Origin of the sequence: Spongiactinospora sp. 9N601 (genome assembly GCF_044326295.1) — a bacterium.
Classification (GTDB): Bacteria; Actinomycetota; Actinomycetes; order Streptosporangiales; family Streptosporangiaceae; genus Spongiactinospora; species Spongiactinospora gelatinilytica.
The window spans coordinates 1-16,283 of the sequence record NZ_JBIRBB010000021.1; the positions used below are offsets into that span (position 1 = coordinate 1).

At 71.0% G+C, this 16,283-nt stretch carries 14 protein-coding genes; 10 read left to right on the forward strand and 4 right to left on the reverse strand.

Annotated elements, in window-relative coordinates:
- The coding region (locus tag ACH34R_RS36900) for a dihydrodipicolinate synthase family protein (protein ID WP_397566367.1) at positions 1-142 on the reverse strand (142 nt) is incomplete at its 3' end.
- A gap of 262 nt (positions 143-404) precedes the next feature.
- On the opposite strand from ACH34R_RS36900, the gene hpaD reads away from it, so the two are divergent.
- Together hpaD and ACH34R_RS36910 are read left to right on the forward strand one after the other, a co-directional pair.
- A complete protein-coding gene (gene hpaD, locus ACH34R_RS36905; RefSeq protein ID WP_111166207.1) occupies positions 405-1,262 on the forward strand; it encodes a 3,4-dihydroxyphenylacetate 2,3-dioxygenase in 858 nt (285 codons plus the stop codon).
- Between the two features lie 124 nt (positions 1,263-1,386).
- Positions 1,387-1,974 (forward strand): TetR/AcrR family transcriptional regulator, encoded by a 588-nt coding sequence (locus ACH34R_RS36910; protein ID WP_397566226.1) that lies wholly within the window; start codon positions 1,387-1,389, stop codon positions 1,972-1,974.
- A gap of 39 nt (positions 1,975-2,013) precedes the next feature.
- On the opposite strand, the gene ACH34R_RS36915 is transcribed toward ACH34R_RS36910, so the two are convergent.
- Both ACH34R_RS36915 and ACH34R_RS36920 read right to left on the reverse strand, forming a co-directional pair.
- Complete coding sequence (locus tag ACH34R_RS36915) at positions 2,014-2,952, reverse strand: alpha/beta hydrolase (RefSeq protein WP_397566227.1); 939 nt, start codon at positions 2,950-2,952, stop codon at positions 2,014-2,016.
- 4 nt (positions 2,953-2,956) lie between these two features.
- Entirely contained in the window at positions 2,957-3,955 is a 999-nt protein-coding gene (locus tag ACH34R_RS36920) for a methyltransferase dimerization domain-containing protein (RefSeq protein WP_397566228.1), read from the reverse strand.
- Between the two features lie 273 nt (positions 3,956-4,228).
- Here ACH34R_RS36920 and ACH34R_RS36925 point away from each other — a divergent pair, with 273 nt between their 5' ends.
- From ACH34R_RS36925 to ACH34R_RS36955, 7 genes are read left to right on the forward strand one after another with little or no spacing between them, the layout of a single operon-like run.
- The gene (locus tag ACH34R_RS36925) at positions 4,229-5,992 is read left to right on the forward strand and encodes a dipeptide ABC transporter ATP-binding protein (protein WP_397566229.1); all 1,764 of its coding nucleotides are present in this window, start codon (positions 4,229-4,231) and stop codon (positions 5,990-5,992) included.
- 28 nt (positions 5,993-6,020) lie between these two features.
- Positions 6,021-7,634, forward strand: coding sequence for an ABC transporter substrate-binding protein (locus ACH34R_RS36930; protein ID WP_397566230.1), 1,614 nt, complete (start codon positions 6,021-6,023; stop codon positions 7,632-7,634).
- A 12-nt stretch (positions 7,635-7,646) separates the two neighbouring features.
- Positions 7,647-8,591 carry an ABC transporter permease gene (locus ACH34R_RS36935; protein WP_111166212.1) on the forward strand — a complete coding sequence of 315 codons (945 nt, stop codon included), beginning with the start codon at positions 7,647-7,649 and terminating at the stop codon, positions 8,589-8,591.
- A complete protein-coding gene (locus ACH34R_RS36940) occupies positions 8,588-9,499 on the forward strand; it encodes an ABC transporter permease (protein WP_397566231.1) in 912 nt (303 codons plus the stop codon). The genes ACH34R_RS36935 and ACH34R_RS36940 overlap by 4 nt, the downstream gene beginning before the upstream one ends.
- Positions 9,500-9,545: 46 nt before the next feature.
- Positions 9,546-10,661 (forward strand): zinc-binding dehydrogenase, encoded by a 1,116-nt coding sequence (locus ACH34R_RS36945; RefSeq protein WP_397566232.1) that lies wholly within the window; start codon positions 9,546-9,548, stop codon positions 10,659-10,661.
- A gap of 30 nt (positions 10,662-10,691) precedes the next feature.
- On the forward strand, positions 10,692-11,651 hold the full coding sequence (locus ACH34R_RS36950) for an aldo/keto reductase (RefSeq protein WP_397566233.1): 960 nt from the start codon (positions 10,692-10,694) through the stop codon (positions 11,649-11,651).
- Entirely contained in the window at positions 11,648-13,972 is a 2,325-nt protein-coding gene (locus tag ACH34R_RS36955; RefSeq protein ID WP_397566234.1) for an arylsulfatase, read from the forward strand. The genes ACH34R_RS36950 and ACH34R_RS36955 overlap by 4 nt, the downstream gene beginning before the upstream one ends.
- 18 nt (positions 13,973-13,990) lie before the next feature.
- Here the strand turns inward: ACH34R_RS36955 and ACH34R_RS36960 are convergent, their stop codons facing one another.
- Entirely contained in the window at positions 13,991-15,337 is a 1,347-nt protein-coding gene (locus ACH34R_RS36960) for a glutamine synthetase family protein (RefSeq protein ID WP_397566235.1), read from the reverse strand.
- Positions 15,338-15,476: 139 nt separating this feature from the next.
- On the opposite strand from ACH34R_RS36960, the gene ACH34R_RS36965 reads away from it, so the two are divergent.
- The gene (locus ACH34R_RS36965) at positions 15,477-16,283 is read left to right on the forward strand and encodes an acetoacetate decarboxylase family protein (RefSeq protein WP_397566236.1); all 807 of its coding nucleotides are present in this window, start codon (positions 15,477-15,479) and stop codon (positions 16,281-16,283) included.

Consider the following 16,283-nt stretch of genomic DNA (forward strand, 5'->3'; position numbering starts at 1 on the left):
AGATGCCGTGGGAGCCTTGGCGTAGTTGCCAGCGGACCAGTTCGCGTAGTGAGTCGTGGTCGAGGGCGCCCTCGTCGGTGAAGGGGGTCACCACCGGGGCGATGGACCCACGGATCGACGCGGGGTCCGATCGGAATTTCATGAGGCTTCTCCTTGGGTACGGGTATGCGCCACCACGGCGGCCGGGACCGGCCGCCGTATGCTTGCCCGGCCACAGGTCAGCAGGGGTTCCCGGCTCCTGCACTTCAAATCATATACGACATCCTTTAGGTTATGGCATATGCCAAAATATCGACAAACCCCTCCAGACGCCTACACGACACGCATCACGTCCAGAGTGGAGAGGAGACCCCGATGACGCAGATCTCGGACGGTCGTCACCGGCCAGGCAGGAAGGCCGTGTGATGGGAGAGATCGTCCTGGCGGCCAAGATCACTCATGTGCCGTCCATCTGGCTGTCCATTCAGCCCGGCAAGCACTTCGGCATCCGCCGTCCCGCCGAACTGGCCCTCGCCGAGGTCGGCCGGCGGGCCCGCGAGCGCGGCGCGGACACCTTCCTGGTGGCCGACACGCACTGGATGAACAGCATCGGCTTCCATTTGAACGGCAAGGAGCGGCACCGCGCCACCTATGTCAGCCACGAGCTGCCGCACTTCATCCACGACCTGGCCTACGACTACCAGGGCGATCCCGAGCTGGCCGAGCTGATCAGGGAGGAGATCGTCGCCGGCGGCCAGAAGGCCCGCGTGCACACCTACGAGGACCTCGGCCTGGAGTACGCCACGCTGGTCCCGATGTACTTCATGAACGAAGACTCCGGCATCCGGGTCCTGCCCATCGGCTGCAACATCTACTCGACCGTGGAGGAGAACCGCCGGATCGGGGAGGCGCTGCTGCGGGCCGTACGGCGCAGCGACCGCAAGGTGGCGTTCCTGGCCAGCGGCTCCCTGTCGCACGCCTTCCCGCCCAACGAGATCGCCGAATCCCTCCTGGACGACGTCAGCAGTGAGATCAACAAGAACGTCGACCAGGCGGTCCTCGCGATGTGGAACGAGGGGCGGATCGCCGAGTTCCTGGACATGCTGCCCGACTACAACGCGCGCTGCACCGGAGAGGGCGCGATGGCCGACACCGCGATGCTCTTCGGGCTGCTCGGCTGGCGCGACTACACCGGCCGCGGCGAGCAGCTCTGCCCGTACTTCGGCAGCAGCGGCACCGGTCAGGTGGTGGTGGACTTCCCGGTCCCCGCGATGCGCTCCTGAAACGATCCCGCCAAGGGGCCGGCGATCCCGCCCCGCCTCCGGACGGCAGTTTGTCCTACACTGGTAGACGAACGTGCCGGATGGCGTGATCGCCGTGCCCCAGGGGCCCGCAGGGAGGTGCCGAATGCCCAAGATCATCGACCATGACCAGCGTCGCAGCGACATCATCGACGCCACATGGGAGCTGATCGTCAAGGGCGGCATCGAGGCGGCCACCATGCGGGAGATCGCGAGCGCGGCCGGATTCGCCAACGGCGCGCTCAAGCACTACTTCCGGAGCAAGGAAGACATCATCGAGGCGACCTACGAGCGCGCGCTCGCGATGATGAACGAATACGTCTCCATCGAGGGCCGCCGCGGCCTCGACGCCCTGCGCGCGATGTGCGAGGCCGCCATGCCCATCGACGAGGACCGCATCCTCGCCGGCCGGATACTGCTCACCTTCTGGCACACCTCGCTGTGCAACCCCAAGCTGCACGACAAGTACCTGGAGCACCTGCGCGCCTGGCGCGGCACGCTGCACCGGCTGATCGGCGAGGGCCGGGCCGACGGCGACATCGTCACCGCGCTGCCCGACGAACAGCTCGTGGACGAGATCGTGCTGCTCAATGCGGGGGCCAACGTGATGAGCCTGGTCGGGCCCGATTTCTCCACCCTTGAGTTGCAGCGGCGCCACCTGGAGTCCTTCTTCGAGCGGCTCACCCGCCCCTGACGGCAGGTGCGCGCCGCCCCAGTGGGACGGCGCGCACGTTCAGGCGAACACCTCGCGCAGGTAGCCCGCCACCTGCGCGTGCGAGCGGCCGGAGGCGGGCAGCGCGGTGTAGAGCCCGAAGAACCCGTGGATCTGCCCGTCGTACCTGGTCAGTTCGGCCGGCACGCCGCACTCGCCGAGCCGCCGCGCGTACGCCTCGCCCTCGTCCCGCAGCACGTCGAACTCCGCCGTCATCACCAGCGCCGGGGGCAGCCCGGCCAGGTCGGCCGCGCGCAGCGGCAGCGCGTACGGCCGGTCCAGGTCGGCGGGGTCGTGGACGTACTGCTCGAAGAACCACCGCATGATCCCCGCCGTCATCCCGAACCCCTCGGCGAAGGCCGTGTAGGAGCCGAAGCCGTCGTCGGGGTGGCCGAAGACCGGGCAGATCAGCACCTGGGCCGCCAGGCGGGGGCCGCCACGGTCCCTGGACATCATCGAGACCACGGCCGACAGGTTGCCGCCCGCGCTCTCCCCGCCGATCGCCAGCCGCCCGCCGTCCACGCCGATCGACCCGCCGTGCGCGGCCAGCCACTCCACGACGGCGTAGCAGTCCTCGGGCGCGGCGGGGAAGGGGTGCTCGGGCGCGAGCCGGTACTCCACGGCCACCACCGCGACCCCGGCCCCGTTGCACACCGCGCGGGAGGACACCTCGTTCTCCTCGATGGAGCCGATCGTCCAGCCGCCGCCGTGCAGCCACACGAAGGCCGGCACCGGGCCGCCGGATTCGGGCAGGTACACCCGCACCCGGATGTCGCCGCCCGGCCCCGGCACCAGGTGGTCGGTGACCGAGCCGACGGGTTCCAGGTCGGCGGGGAGGTCGATCCCGGCGGCGAAGGCGGCGCGCAGCTCCGGCGCGGACAGTGGCATCGGCGGCGCGCCGCCGCCCGTCTCCGGCGCCATGGCCGCGAGCAGCCCGGCCACGGCCGGGTCCAGTGGCATGGCGCTACTCCTTTCCGGCCGCTTCGGCGACCAGCACGCGGGGGCTGCCGGGCAGGGCCAGCCGGTCCACGGGCCGCCAGCCGGCCTGCTCCAGCCAGCCGCGGACCTGCGACTCCTCATAGACGACGGTCCCGTCGATCACCAGGTACTCCCCGGCGTGCAGGGCGTCGATGGGCCGCTGCCGCTCGTCCTCGTCGAGGAAGAAGTCCAGCAGCAGCAGCGTCGCGCCGGGCGCGGCGGCGGCGCGGGCGTTGCGCAGGATCTGCTCGTTCTGCCCGGCGTCGAAGCGGTGGACGACGTGGTTGACCATCACCAGGTCGAAGGAGCCCTCCGGCCGCGCGGTGGGGGTGGGCTCTCCGGTCACCACCGCCCGGTCGGCGAACCCCGCCTGCTTCACCTGCTCGGCCACCGCGCCGGTGAAGGACGGGTCGTAGACGAAGGTGGCGCGCAGGCCGGGGTTGGCGCGCAGCGCCTCCAGGGCGAACCCGCTGGAAAGGCCGCCGAGGTCCAGCAGGTTCGCGTACCCGGAGAAGTCGAAGGCGGCGCCCAGCATCCTGGCGTGCAGGGCGTTGTAGGTCATGACGCCGGACATGAACGTGCCCCAGCGCTCCTCGTTCATCCCGAGGTCGCCGGGCGCGGTGGTGTCCACGGTCTGGTCGAACTGCAGCCAGTGGCCGTAGCTGATCTCGTTCAGGAAGGTGAGGAAGGGGCCGAGGTCCAGTTCGGACCCCTCGCCGGTCAGGTACGCCGCCGCCTCCGGGCCGAGCCCGTAGCGGCCGTTCGCGCGGGTCAGCAGCCCGAGGGCGGACATCGCGTCGGCCAGGATGCGGGCCATGCGCGGGGTGACCCCGGTGGCGTCGGCGATCTCCGGCGCGCTGCGCTCGCCATCGGCGAGGGCCTGGAACAGCCCGATGCGGCGGGCGGCGAAGAGCTGCTTCGCGCCCATGTAGCCGATCGCGATGTCGACGATCCGGTCCGGGGAGGGTGGTGTGGATGTGCTCACGGAGTGCTCTTTCTTTCGTGGATCGACGTGCGGGTCTTCCTTCGCGCGTCGCCCGCAGCTAATCTCTACGCGCGTAGACGTTAACCATAGGGATGATCGCTCCCCTGCGAAAGCCTCCGTCTACGAACGTGGAATAACCGTTGACAGTGGGGATGCGGTCTGTCAACCTTTGTAGAACTATCTGGCCGGACAAGGATTTCGGCAGCTCAATGCGGGTGCGGACAACCCTGCGGAGCGTTCCATTGACCGGTGCCAGGAAGGGAACTCTCGCGCATGTCGCTGCTCAATCTGACGGATGTGACGATCGGCGTCACCCAGGACACCGCAGGACACGAAGAACGGCTCGACCTCGTCCACGGACTCACCCTCGATGTCGCCGCAGGGCAGACGCTCTGCGTCGTCGGGGAGTCCGGCAGCGGCAAGACCGTGACCGCCCTGTCGGTCGTCCGCCTGCTGGAGTTCGTCGCCCCGGTCTACACCGAGGGCGAGATCGCGGTGGGCGGCGTCGATGTGACCCGGCTCGGCGCGGAGCAGATGCGCGCGTACCGGGGCGCCAGAATCGGAATGATCTTCCAGGAGGCGCTCGACTCGCTCAACCCCGCCCAGCGCGTCGGCGCCCAGCTCCTGGAGGCGTACCGGCCCGACGGCGTACCGGCGCGCGGCGGCCCCAAGGTCCGCCGGGCGGCGGAGGCCAAGGCCAAGGCGCTGCTGGCCGAGGTCGGGCTCACCGACACCGCACGGATCATGGCGCTGTATCCGCACCAGATGTCCGGCGGCATGCAGCAACGGGTCATGATCGCGATGGCGTTGATGTCCGACCCCGACATCCTCATCGCCGACGAGCCGACCACCGCGCTCGACGTGACCACCCAGGCCGAGATCCTGGCGCTGTTCCAGCGGGTGCAGCGCGAGCATCGGACCGCCTGCGTCTTCATCACCCACGACATGGGCGTGGCCGCGGAGATCGCCGACCGGATCGCGGTCATGTACCGCGGCAGGCTGGTGGAGATCGGCGACAAGCTCGACATCCTGACCGCCCCGCGGCACCCCTACACCAGGGCGCTGCTGGAGTGCGTGCCGCGGCTCGGCGTGAGCCGGCGCGAGGGCTTTCCGACGATCTCGGAGGCCAGGCTCAGGGCGGTCACCGAGGGGACGGCCGGCCGCGACGAACCGGTCACCGAGACCCTGCGCCTGCCCGACGCCCCCGCCCCGGTGGGGGACACCCCGCCCCTGGTCATCGACCGGGTCACCAAGGTCTACGGCCGAAGGTCGCGCCTCGCCCGCAGGCCGCCGGTGCGCGCCGTGAACGAGGTCTCGCTGGAGATCGCGCCCGGCGAGTTCTTCGGGCTGGTGGGGGAGTCCGGATCGGGCAAGACGACCCTCGGCCGGATGGTCGCCGCGCTGGAGACGCCCACCTCGGGCCGGATCGCCTTCGGCGAGCACCAGGTCACCCCGGCCGGGCTGAGCGGGAACGAGCGGGCCTTCCGCCGCCAGGCGCAACTCGTCTTCCAGGACCCGCAGAGCTCGCTCGACCCACGGCACACCGTGGCGCGGATCATCGCCGAGCCGCTGCGCGAACTCACCCCGTTGCGCGGCGGCGAACTGGACCGCCGGGTGGCCGAGCTGATCGACGAGGTCGGCCTGCCCGCCGGCTGCGCCGACCGGCTCCCCGCCCAGTTGTCCGGCGGCCAGCGGCAGCGCGTCTCCATCGCCCGCGCCGTCGCCGCCCGCCCGCGGCTCATCGTGGCCGACGAGCCCACCTCCGCCCTGGACGTCTCGGTACAGGGGCAGGTCATGAACCTGCTGCTGCAACTACGGCGCTCCCACGGCATCAGCTTCCTGTTCATCACGCACAACCTCAGCCTGGTGCTGTCCGTCGCCGACCGGGTCGGCGTGATGTACGGCGGCGACCTGATCGAAACCGGTACACCCCACGAGATCGCCACATCCTCCGCCCACGACTACACCCGCCGCCTGCTGGCGGCCAACCCGGACCTGTCGGCGTACGTCGGCAGGCACGGTCACCCCAGCAGGTGACCCCCCTCGAACCATTAGCGAGAACCGAATGAACGTGCTCAACAGCCGACCGCGCCGCCTGCGGGCCGGGCTGGCCGCCGCCGTCACGGCAGGCGTCCTGCTCCTGGCCGGATGCGGAGGCGGCGCCGCGCCGTCCGCCAACACCGCCGCCGACGCCGGACCGCCGGTACGCGGCGGGAACCTGATCGTCGCCGTCCCCACCGATCCGCAGTCCCTCGACATGGTCGCCAACCCCGGGCAGGTGACCGCGCACATCGGCAACCTGCTCTACGAGAAGCTCTTCGAGGTCGACAAGGAGTTCGCGGCCAGGCCCATGCTGGTCGAGACCTACGAGACCAGCTCCGACCGGCTCACCTACACCTTCAAGTTGCGCAAGGGTGTCACGTTCCACGACGGCAGCCCGCTCACCGCGGAGGACGTCGTGGCCAGCCTGCAGCGCTGGCTGAAGAGCCACGTCACCGGCCAGCAGGTCGCGCCCGACGTGGTGACCCTCAAGGCCGACGGCGACGACACGGTCGTGCTGAAGCTGAAGGAGCCCCGCTACCCGCTGATCGACGAGCTGGCCAGCCCGGGCGCGGAGATCTACGCGGCCAAGAACCTCGAGGGCGTGCCCGCCACCGGCTTCACCGACAAGGGCGCGATCGGCACCGGGCCGTACAAGCTGGCCTCCTGGGACATCGGCCGGCAGGTCGTGCTGGAGCGCTACGGCAACTACAAGTCGCGTGCGGACGAGGACTGGGGCGGCCAGGCCGGCGCCAAGCAGGCCTACCTCGACACGATCACCTACAAGGTCGTCGCCGACCAGGACGCCCTGGTCAACGGCCTGCAGACCGGCCAGTGGCAGCACGCCATGCCGGGCAACGACCAGTACACCGCGCTCAAGGAGAACGCCTCCGTCGTGGTGGGGAACGTGGCCGGGGCCAACCAGAACGTGATCATCCCCAACCACGCCAAGGGCTCCAAGTTCGCCGACGTGCGCGCTCGCCAGGCGCTCAACCTGCTCATGGACAAGCCCGCCATGAACGCGGCCACCGGCGGCGGCCCCGACCTCACGGCCGCGGTCGGCGCCATGGTCTCCGAGGACAACGCCGCCCTGTACTCCACCGTCGGCGACGAGGTCTACAAGCAGCACGACCCGGCCAAGGCCAAGGAGCTGTTCGCGCAGGCCGGTGTCAAGGCCGGTGACACGGTACGGATCGTGACCTCCAACAGCTACCCGCAGTTCGCCCAGTGGGCGGTGCTGCTACAGGACCAGCTCGCCCAGATCGACATCAAGACGAAGATCGACACCTACGACTTCCCGACGATGCTGGGCACGATCAACAAGGACCCGGGCGGCTGGGACCTGACCACGCTGTTCTTCAACGCGGCGCTCACCTCCCCGTCGCAGATGCCCGCGGTCACCCTCGGCGCGTTCAACGGCTCGGCCTCGCCGGAGATCGCCGCGCTGGTCCGCGAGTACAACGCGGTCACCTCGCCCGTGCAGGCCAAGGAGGTGATGGACAAGCTCCAGGCGCTGGTGTGGGAGCAGTTGCCCGTCATCACCCTGAGCCAGTCCAGGCTGTACGCGGCCTGGTCGCCCGAACTCAAGGGCTACGACGGGTTCTACCGCGTCTTCTGGAACTCCTGGCTGAAAAAGTGAGAGGGGGCGGACATGGCGGCACTTCTGCTGCGGCGGCTGCGTGACCTCGTACTCATCCTGCTGATCGTGGGCACGATGATGTTCTTCGTCGTGCGCCTGATGCCCGGCGATCCCGCCATGGCCATCCTCGGTCCGACGGCGAGGCCGCAGGACGTCGAGGCGCTCCGGCAGAGCATGGGCCTGACCGGCTCGCTGTGGAACCAGTACCTGAGCTGGCTGGGCAACGTCGTGCAGGGCGACTTCGGCACCTCGATCACCTACCATGCGTCGGTGATCCCCGTGGTGGCCGAGCACTTCCTGCCGACGCTGACGCTGGCCGTGATCAGCACGGCCGTCAGCTTCGTGGTCGCGGTGGTGGTCACCTTCTGGAACGCGGTCGCGCCGCGCAACCCGGTGGCCGCCCTGCTCACCAGGCTGTCCGGGCTGGGCATGGCGATCCCGGACTTCTGGATCGCGCTGATCTTGGTGCTGGTGTTCGCGGTGACGCTGCGCTGGTTCCCCTCCAGCGGGTACGTCAGCATCCTCAGCGACCCGGCCGCCGCCGCGCCGACGCTCGTGCTGCCGGTGATCTGCCTGGTCATCGGGCAGTCGGCGCTGTTCATCCTGACGCTTCGGGAAAGCGTGCTCGGCGAGCTGCCGCAGACCTACCTGCGCACCGCGCGGGTCAAGGGGCTGTCGGAGCGGCAGGTGATGCTCGGCCACGTCCTGCCGAACGCGCTCATGCCGCTGGTCACCCAGCTCGGCAGCAACTTCGCGATGATGATGGGCGGCATTGTGATCATCGAGTCCATCTTCGTGATCCCGGGCCTCGGCTCGCTGCTCCTCGGCGCGGTGTTCACCCGCGACTTCCCGCTGGTGCAAGGAGTGACGTTGTTCGTGGCGCTGATGTTCGTGCTGGTCAACCTGCTGGTCGACCTGTCGTACGCGCTGCTCGACCCGAAGGTGCGTGTCTCGTGACCCCCACCGCCCAGATGGCCGTCCCGGTGTCCGGGCGGGCGGCCTCGCCGCTCGCCCGGACGCTGCGGCGCAACCGGCTGCTCAGCGCGGCCACCGCGCTGCTCGTCCTGATCATCCTCGCCGTGGTGATCCTGCCGCCGTTCCTGCCGGACGCCAACGCCACCGACCCCGTCCACCGGCTGCTGCCGCCGTCCGCCGACCACCTGCTCGGCACCGACTCCTACGGCAGGGACGTGTTCAGCCGGCTGGTGTCCGGCGGGCGGGCCTCGCTCGGCCTGTCGGCGCTCATCACGGTGTGCGCCGCGTTCACCGGCATGGTGATCGGCCTGGTCAGCGGGTTCTACCGGGCGGTGGACGCGGTGGTCATGCGGATCATGGACGCCTGGATGTCGTTCCCCGCGATCATCTTGGCGATGGCGCTGGCGATCGGCCTGGGGGCCAGCATCTGGACCGAGCTGATCGCGCTGACCGTGCTGTTCACGCCGTTCACCGCCCGGGTGATCCGCAGCCGGGTGCTCAGCGTGGCGGCCCGGCAGTACATCGGGGCGGCCAGGGTCTCCGGGATGCGGCCCGCCAAGATCCTGGTGGTCCACGTCCTGCCCAACGTGCTGCCGCTGGCGCTGGTGCAGGTGGTGATCCTTTCGGCGTCGGCGATGCTGGTGGACGGGGCGATGAGCTTCCTCGGCATGGGCATCGCGCCGCCCACCCCGACCTGGGGGAACATGATCGCCGAAGGGCGTTCCTACCTGGTCCAGGCGCCGTGGCTGATCGTGGTGCCGGGCCTGGCGATCATGGCGTGCGTGCTGCTGCTGAACCTCATCGGATCCTCCATGCGCGACGTGGTGGACCCGCGCGCCAGAGCGCTCGGCGACCTGCAACGGCTGCGGGCGCGCGGCGCCGCGCGGTGAGACCCACCGCATTTTCGGCAATATCCCACTCAACCCGTTGAAAGCGATGAAGGTGACAATACCCACGAAGACCACCGCCGCCGTGCTCACCGAGCACGGCGGGCCGCTGGACCTTTCCGACGTGCCGCTGCCCGGCGAGGTCGAGCCGGGCGCCGCGCTGGTCCGCATCACCTGCACGACGCTCTGCGGCACCGACGTCCACCTGTGGGCCGGGCAGATGACGTTCCCCGGGATGCTGCCGATGATCCTGGGCCACGAGATGATCGGCGAGGTCGTCGCCGCGGGGGAGGGGACCACCGACGCGCTCGGCCGCCCGCTCGGCCCCGGCGACCGGATCGGCTGGTCGGAGTCCACCTGCGGGCGCTGCCACGGGTGCGCCGTGCTGCGCGAGCCGGTCGCCTGCGCGAGCCGCGGGTACGGCTTCATGCAGCGCTCGGACCGCCCGCCGTACGCGACCGGGGGCCTGGTCGAGTACTGCTACGTGACGCCGGGCGCGGCCAAGCTGCTGCTGCCCGGCGACGTCAAGGACACCTGGGCGGCGATGTCCGGCTGCGCGGCCAAGACGGTGCTGCGCGCGGTGGACCGGGCGGGCGGCATCCGCGCGGGCTCCACTGTGGTGATCCAGGGCGCGGGCGCGCTCGGCATCTTCGCCACCGCCGTGGCCCGCCTGTCCGGGGCCGGGACGGTCGTGACCGTGGGCGGCCCGGACGACCGCCTCGCCGCGGCCCGGCGGTTCGGCGCGGACGCCACCGTCTCGGTGGACCTCGGCAAGGACGAGCGGATCGCCCGCCTTCGGGAACTCACCGGCGAGCGCGGCGCGGACTACGTCTTCGACCTCGCGGGCGCGCCGACCGTCGCGGAGGAGGCCGTCGCGGTGGCCGCCCAGCGCGGCACCATCGCCGTCGTCGGGACGACCGGGCCGGGGCTCACCGGCGTCCCGCTCGGGACCGTGATGGGCAAGGAGCTGACCGTGGTGGGCTCGCTCAACGGCGACATCGCCGACTACCACCGGGCGGTCGGCTTCTTCCAGACGTTCGCCGCCCGCATGCCGTGGGACGAGCTGTTCAGCGAGCCGGTGGGGCTGTCCGGGGCGAGCGCGAGCGTCGAGTCGATGTCCCGGCTCGGCCAGATCAAGGCCGTCATCGACCCCCGCCTGCCGTGAGACGCAATGAGAGTTGAGGAAAGGGTGAAAGTGAACGACACCACCATCCCGCGCCGCCGGATCGGCCGCAGCGAACTGGAGACGGGGGTGCTGGCCCTCGGGTCCTGGCACACCTACGACCGCATGGACTTCCGCGACGCCGCCACGATGATCCGCGAGGCGGTGGACGCGGGCATCGACCTGTTCGACGTCGGCGTGTACGGCTTCCCCGGGATGCCGCCGGTGTTCACCGACATCATCTTCTCCGCGCTGGTGCGCGCGGCCGGGCTGCGCCGCGAGGACTACCTGCTGTCGTCCAAGCTGTGGCTGGAGGGCTACCCCGAGCGCAGCCTGCGCGCGCAGATGGAGAACGCGCTGTTCCGCGTGGGCGCCGAGCACGCCGACCTGGTGGTGCTCGGCGACGTGCGGGACGAGGGGATGAACCTGCACCGGCTGGTCCTGGACATGGCCGAGCTGTGCGCCGCCGGGCTGGTCAGGACGTGGGGCGTGAACAACTGGTCGGCGGCCAACGTGCAGACGCTGATCAACGCGGCGGCCGGGGAGGGCGTCGCGGGACCGGCCATCGCCCAGCTCAAGTACAGCGTCTCGCGGCGCTCGATCCCGGACGGCGGGCCGTTCGCGCGGATCTTCGAGCAGGGCGTCGGCCTGCAGTCCTCCGACGTGCTCGAAGGCGGGGTGCTGCTCGGCAAGGGCGTGGACCGCCAGGTCGGCCGCGACCCCGGCGGGATCAGGCAGAAGATCGCCGGTTCCGCCCCCGAGCTGGCCCGGATCGCCGCCGACCTGGGGGCGACCGCCGCGCAGGTGTGCGTGGCCTTCACGCTCACCCACCCCGCCAACGTCACCACCCTGTTCGGGGCGACGAGCCTGGACCAGCTACGCGACAACCTGGCCGCCGTGGAGCTGGTCGAACGCGTCGGGGCCGCCGAACTGCGGGCGCGGGTGGAGCCGCTGTGGGCGGACAAGGACGTCGTCGATCCGGAGGGCCCGTGACCTCACCCGCCGGGCCGCCCGCAGGCAGCCGGGGGTACGCGGGCTTCGGCGGGACGGCCGCCGAGCTGACCTCCCGGTCGAGCCCGTGGTGGCCGCCCGCCCGGCGGGCCCGCCCCGGCTCGCCGAACGTGATCGTGGTGCTGGTCGACGACCTGGGCTTCAGCGACCTTTCGCCGTTCGGCGCGGAGATCGACACGCCGTACGTTCAGGCCCTCGCCGACACCGGCTACCGGCTCACCAACTACCACAGCACCCCGCTGTGCTCGCCGTCCCGCGCGGCCCTGCTGACCGGACTCAACCCGCACCGCGCGGGCTTCGCCATGGTCGCCCATGTGGACCCGGGCTACCCCGGCTACCGCATGGAGATCCCGGACGACGTGCCGACGCTGGCGGAGTCGTTCCGGGCGGGCGGGTACGCGACGTTCATGGTCGGCAAGTGGCACCTGACCGCCGAGTCGCGGCTGCACGACGGGGCCGACAAGGGCTCCTGGCCGGTGCAGCGCGGCTTCGACCGCTACCACGGCTCCATGGACGGCTTCACCTCGCTGTTCCACCCGCACCGGCTGATCAGCGACAACGGCCCCGCGCCGGACCAGGAGTACCCCGACGGCTACTACCTGACCGACGCGCTCACCGACCGGGCCATCGAGATGATCAACGGGCTGCGGGCCGGCGACGCCGCCAAGCCCTTCTTCCTGTACTTCGCCCACCAGGCCGTACACGGCCCGGTCCAGGCCAAGGCCGCCGACATCGAGAAGTACCGGGGCCGCTACGACGCCGGCTGGCACCGGATGCGCGAGGAGCGCTTCCGCCGCCAGCTCGCCGACGGGCTGTTCCCCGAGGGCACCGAGATCTCCGGCTCCGATCCCGCCGGCACCCTCGGCGTGCCGCCGTGGGACGAGCTGAGCGCGGAGCAGCGGGCGCTGTACGCCCGCCACATGGAGGTGTACGCCGCGGCGGTGGACGCCGTGGACCAGAGCCTGGGCAAGCTGGTCGAGCACCTGCGCCTGATCGGCGAGTACGACAACACGATCATCGTGGTGACCAGCGACAACGGCGCCACCGGCGAGGGCGGGATCGAGGGCACCCGCAGTTACTTCAGCCGTTTCGTGAACCTCCCCGGGCTGCCCGCCGAATGGTGCCCCGACGTGCCGCGCGACCTCGGCCTCATCGGCGGGCCGCGGGTCCACGGGCACTACCCGCGCGGCTGGGCGCACGTGTCCAACACGCCGTTCCGGTACTACAAGGGCCACACCCACGCGGGGGGCGTCCATGTGCCGTTCCTGCTGTCCTGGCCGGCCGGGCTGCCCAGGGCGCAGGGCGACAGCGGGGTCAGGGACCAGTACGCGTACGTGACCGACGTCGCGCCCACCCTGCTGGCGCTGGCCGGGGTGGACCGCCCGGCCGAGCGCGGCGGGCGGCCGGTCCAGGACGTGGACGGGGTCGCCTTCGGCCACCTGCTGGCCGATCGGCGACAACCGAGCCGGCACCGCTCGCAGTACGTCGAGTGCGCGGGACGGCGCGGCTACTTCGAGGACGGCTACAAGATCATCGATGCCTCCCCGCCCGGCACCGGGGACAACTGGGAGCTGTACGACATCGCCGCCGATCCCGCTGAGACCACTGACCTCGCCGCCGCCGACCCCGCCAGGGTCGCCGCGATGTCCGCGAGCTGGCACCGCGCGGCCTGGCTGAACACCGTCTTCCCGCTGGTGGACGACCCCGCCGCGCTGAACACCCGCCCCTCCACCGAACTGGCGCTGTCGCGGCCGGTGACCATCCATCCGGGCACGCCGGTGCTGGAGCGCTACCGTTCCAGCAAACTGACGACGCTGCGCTCGTTCACCGTGGAGGCGTACCTGGACCACCGGCCCGGCGACGAGGGCGTCATCGTGGCGCACGGCGACCAGGGCGGCGGCTACGTGCTGTTCGCCGAGGACGGCGAGCTGCGGCTGACCTACAACGCCTACGGTCTGCCGCTGCGGGCGGCCGGGCCGATGCCCGGCCCCGGCCCGGTCACGGTGACCGCCCGCTTCACCGCGCTGCCCGAGATGCGCTGGGACATCGACGTGCGGGCGGGCCAGGACCGGGTGCTCGGGCTGGCGGCGGTGCCGCAACTGCTCGGCATGGCCCCGTTCACCGGCATCAGCGTGGGATTCGACCACGGCGGGCCGGTGGACTGGGAGCTGCATGAGCGCCGGGGGGTGTTCCGCTACCGGCGCGGGCTGCTGTGGGTGCGGTACGTCCCGGGGGAGAAGGCCCCCTACAACCCGGAGATCATCGCCATGGTCGAGGAGGCCGCGCGGCGCGCCATCGACTAGCGCGCCGCGCCGGCGGCCTCACAGGTGGTAGGAGTACTCCCCGAACTCCCAGTCGGTGACGTGCCGCCGGAAGCGCGCGATCTCGTCGCGCTTGTAGGCCAGGAACGAGGCGGCGAACTCCTTGCCCAGCAGCTCGGTCAGCTCGGTGTCGGCGGCGAAGGCGTCCAGTGCCTCGCCGAGCGTCATGGGCAGCAGCGCCGCCTTGGACCGGTCGTATCCGTAGCCGACCACGGGCGCGGGCGGCTCCTCGGCCGCCCGCACGCCGAGCAGCGCCGCCGCGATCGTGGCGGCGATCACCAGGTAGGGGTTGGCGCTCGCGTCGCCCAGCCGGACCTCAAGCCGTGACCCCGCCCCCCGCTCCGGCGGGACGCGGACCATGGCGCTGCGGTTGTCCAGCCCCCAGTCGATCAGCCAGGGGGCCGCGGTGTCCGGGCCGAACCGCTTGTAGGAGTTGATCGTCGGGTTGGCCAGGGCGGCCAGCGCGGGCGCGTGGGCGAGTACGCCGGCCATCGCGTGCCTGGCCGCCGCCGCGAGCCCGTACGGCGCGGCGGGGTCGTCGAAGACGTTGCGCCCGTCCTCGTCCACGCACGAAAGATGCAGGTGGAAGCCGGACCCGCCCTGGTCGTTGAACGGCTTGGCCATGAAGGTGGCCAGCCGCCCCTCGGCGCGGGCCAGCTCCTTGACCGCCGTCTTGAACCAGAACGTGCGGTCGGCGGCGTCGAGCGCGGCCGAGTGGGTGAGATTGATCTCGAACTGGCCGCCGCTGAACTCGTGGTTGCCCGCCGACACCCCGATCCCGAGGTCCCGCAGGTGGCGCAGGGTCCGGGTGAGGTGCCCCGCGGGGTCGCCGCGGCGGCCGGCGGTGTAGACGTCGCCGGTGTGGTCGGCGTAGGGCCGCCAGCCGCCGTCCACCGGGTCGCACAGGAAGTATTCGAGCTCGGGGCCGACGACGGGGCGCAGGCCGAGTTCGGCGCACCGGGCCAGGACCCGGCGCAGCACGTCGCGGGGCGACTCGGGGGCGGGCGCGCCGGTGGCGGGGTCGATGACGTCACCGTGGCACCAGGCCACCCCCGGCTCCCACGGCAGCGGGGTGAGGGTGGACAGGTCGGGAATGACGTTGATGTCGGGCAGACCGGCGTCGAGCCCGCCGCTGACGTCCACGGTGTCGCCGCGCGGGCTGGTGTGGTACACCGCCCGGCAGAAGGCGAGCCCGTGCTCGCAGACCGCGGGCAGCGATTCCAGGAGTACGTCGCGGGCTCGATCGGCCCCGGTGAGGTCCGGGTAGGTCACGCGAACCACATCGACGCCGCGTTCGGCCATGCGGTTGATGTGCTCCTGGACCTGGGCGGATGCTGGACCGCTCACAGGCAGATCTCCTCGGAGGGCACGTAATCGTTTGAGGTCAAACGTAATGGTCTCGCATCGCGGGCCGCAAGGTGTTGACCGCGCCGGTCCGCGAAACCTATTTTGTTTGGAGCCAAACGATATATCCGGGAGGACCACCGTGGCGAGTGTCCGCGGCTACTTTTACCCCAAGACGGCGACGGGCCGATCGTCGCTCATCCCCGAGCCCCCGTGGCACTACTCGGGCGACCTGCTGACGATCGAGTACCGCACCGACCCCGCCCGGGTGCGCGAACTGCTCCCCGAGCCGCTGGAACTCGCCCCGGAAGACCCCGGCGCGGTGGCGCTGATCTGGGCCGACTGGCAGTCCTGCGGGGCCTTGCGGGAGGAACTGCTGGACCCGGTGCGCGCGCAGTACAAGGAGGCGTTCGCCGTCGTGCGCTGCTCCTACCGGGGGCGCGTCTACTCCAGGTGCGTCTACATCTGGGTGGACAAGGACTTCGCCGTCGCCCGCGGCATGCACCAGGGATATCCCAAGAAGCTCGGCTCGATCCACCTGACCCGCTCGCATCCGTACGGGCCCGCGCCGCGGATCGAGGCCGGCGCCAGGTTCGGCGCGACCCTGGCGGCGGCGGACCGCCGCCTGGCCCAGGCCGTCGTCACGCTGCGCGAACCATCCGAGACCGCCGGGTTCGTCAACGGCCACCCGATGGCCCACCATCGCTGGCTGCCCGCCATCGGCAAGGGCGGCGGCCTGGCCCTGGACGAGCTGGTGGAGGCCGGGGCGGCAGCCTTCGAGGGCGGCCAACCGTGGACGGGCGACGCCGAGCTGGAACTGTTCGACTCGCCCACCGAGGAGCTGTCCCGCCTCACCGTCCACGAGCCCATCGGGGCGTACTACCGCCAGATCGGCGTCGTGTGGGACGGCGGCACCCTCCTGGAATCCGGCACCTCGGGCGCGGAGTAG